This is a genomic window from Pseudomonas sp. HMSC066A08 (genome assembly GCF_001813025.1).
GTDB classification, from domain to species: Bacteria; Pseudomonadota; Gammaproteobacteria; order Pseudomonadales; family Pseudomonadaceae; genus Pseudomonas; species Pseudomonas aeruginosa.
In genome coordinates this window covers 1-2459 of sequence record NZ_KV811341.1, presented here as the reverse complement: position 1 = coordinate 2459, position 2459 = coordinate 1, and the positions used below count along the sequence as shown (strand labels likewise).

Annotated in this window: 2 protein-coding genes; both read right to left on the bottom strand. The window is 67.7% G+C overall.

The annotated features are described in order from the left end of the window. The coding region (locus HMPREF2886_RS23210; protein WP_070748496.1) for a TPM domain-containing protein at positions 1-1209 on the bottom strand (1209 nt) is incomplete at its 3' end. 72 nt (positions 1210-1281) lie between these two features. Next, positions 1282-2418: a flagellar biosynthesis protein FlhB gene (gene flhB / locus HMPREF2886_RS23205; protein WP_003083056.1), complete on the bottom strand. Its 1137-nt coding sequence runs from the start codon at positions 2416-2418 to the stop codon at positions 1282-1284. Positions 2419-2459: the final 41 nt, after the last annotated feature.

The window sequence follows — 2459 nt, the reverse complement described above, 5'->3', positions numbered from 1 at the left end:
GGAGGAAGAGGAGGAAGAGGAGGAAGAGGAGGAACCGCCGCCGGAGCTTCCCGACGAGCCTCCACCACCCCCACCCAGGCGTACCTGGCCGAACACCAGCAGACCCAGCATGAGCTGGAACGGTAGCAGGGCCAGCCAGACCATCGGTGCGTCCAGGCCACCGGACAGCAATCCGAGCAACAGGTAGGCCGCCAGCAACGCCCACAGTCGGCGGTGGAAACTTTTCCGCCGCTCGCGCCACAGCGAGCGCATCAGGCGGTAGTTCGACCAGCAGAGAACCGCCAGCATCAGCACCCCGGCCGGCCACAGCAGGCCGTAGATGAAGGACACCGCGCTGAACCAATGCGCCGCCACCCCGAGCAGGGCTACATAGACCAGTACGCCGATCACCAGGTAGAAGGCCGGGCGCACCGTCCACAGCGCGCCGAAGGTCGCGCCGCCGACCAGCATGCACAGCGGCGCGACCAGCAGCACGCTCATCCACTCGCCGGAAGCGCCGGCCAGCGTGCCCAGCAGCCAGCAGAGCAGCGCCCCGCCGAGCAGCCAGGGCCAGCGCAGCGCCCGGGCACTCAACAGCACTCCGGCCAACGATCCGTAGATGAAGGCGACCAGCAGCGCCCAGGCTTCCGCCGGCAATTCCCCCAGCGAGACTTCCGGCGCACCCGACGACGACGCGGCCGCCGGCAGCGTTTCTCCGTCGACCAGGCGGATCAGCTCGTCCACCGCGGCCTCGATCCCGCCGGCGTAGTCGCCCTCGCGAAATGCCGGGGCCATCCGCTCGCGAATGATCCGTCCGGCGAGCACGTCGGGCACCGCACCCTCCAGGCCGTAGCCGACCTCGATGCGCATGCGCCGGTCATCCTTGGCCACCACCAGCAGCAGACCGTCGTCGACCGCCTTGCGGCCGAGCTTCCAGGCCTGGAACAGCTTGACGGAGAAGGCTTCGATATCGAGGGTACCGGTAGTCGGCAGCATCACCACCGCGATCTGCGCACCGCGTCGCCGCTCCAGCGCCTCGAGCTTCTCCACCAGGCGTTGGCGCGTCGCCTCGTCCAGCGTGTGGGTGGCATCCACCACCCGCTCCGACAGGGGCAAGGCGACCCATTCCGCCGGCGCTTCGGCGTGCGCAGGCATCCAGGGCAGCAGCCAGGCCAGGGCGAGCAACAGGAGGACAGGCGGGAAAGTACGATCAGACAAGGTTCGATCCATGAACGGCAAAGCTCTCATCCCGAGCGGGTATCGGCCAAGGCTGCCACAGCGCGGCGCGTAGCTCCAGCCCGGTCACTCATCGCGACGCAGGTCCGGCGGGATCGGCAGGTCCTTCAACGGGCTCGGCCGCTTGCCCTTGCCGGCCTGGTACTGCTTGAGCTGGTAGACATAGGCCAGCACCTGGGCCACGGCGAGATAGAGCCCGGCGGGAATTTCCTGGTCCAGCTCGGTGGAGTAGTACACCGCTCGCGCCAGCGCCGGCGATTCCATGACCATCACCTTGTGCTCCTGGGCCACCTCGCGGATCTTCAGGGCCAGGAAATCGTTGCCCTTGGCCAGCAGCAGTGGCGCCCCGCCACCCGCCGGGTCGTACTTCAGGGCCACGGCGAAGTGGGTCGGGTTGGTGATCACCACGTCGGCCTCCGGCACCGCCGCCATCATCCGTCTCTGCGCCATCTCGCGCTGCATCTGGCGGATCTTCGACTTGACCTCGGGCTTGCCCTCGGAGTCCTTGTATTCGTCGCGGACTTCCTGCTTGGTCATCAGCAGCTTCTGGCGGTTGTCCCAGATCTGGTAGGGCACGTCCACCGCGGCGATCAGCAGCAGGCTGCAGGCCATCCAGAAGGCGCTCCAGCCGACCACCCGCACGCTGTGCAGGATCGCCTGCTCGAGCGGCTGGTGCGCCAGGGCCAGAAGGGCGTCGCGGTCGGCGGAGAGCACCAGCAGTGCCACCGCCAGCACCACCAGGAACTTGATCAGCGCCTTGCTCAGTTCGAGCAGCGACTTGGCGGAAAACATCCGTTTCAGTCCCGACAGCGGGTTGAGCCGGCTGAACTTGGGTTGCAGGGCGTCCATCGAGAACAGCCAGCCGCCGAGGGCGATCGGCCCGACGATCGCCGCCACCAGCAGCATCAGCAGGATCGGCCACAGCCCCTGGGCAGCCAGGTAGGCCGAAGCGCCGAGCAATTGCAGCATGCTCTCGGTATTCATCGCGGTTTCCCGGGACAGCTCGAAATTGCTGCGCATCAGGCGCAACAGGGCGCCCGCCAGGTCGGCGCCGTAGATCAGCAGGCCGCCGGCGCCGGCCATGAGGATGGCCAGGGTGTTCAACTCCCGCGAACGCGGCAACTGCCCTTTCTCGCGCGCCTCGCGGCGGCGTTTCTCCGTGGGTTCCTCTGTCTTGTCCTGCCCACTCTCGCTCTCGGCCATGGCTACCTCGCCCGCACCAGTTCACGGAGGAATTGCAGGGC

Coding starts and splice junctions, on each gene's coding strand:
- flhB (WP_003083056.1), bottom strand. CDS start 2,418: ATGGCCGAGAGCGAGAGTGGGCAGGACAAGACAGAGGAACCCACGGAG.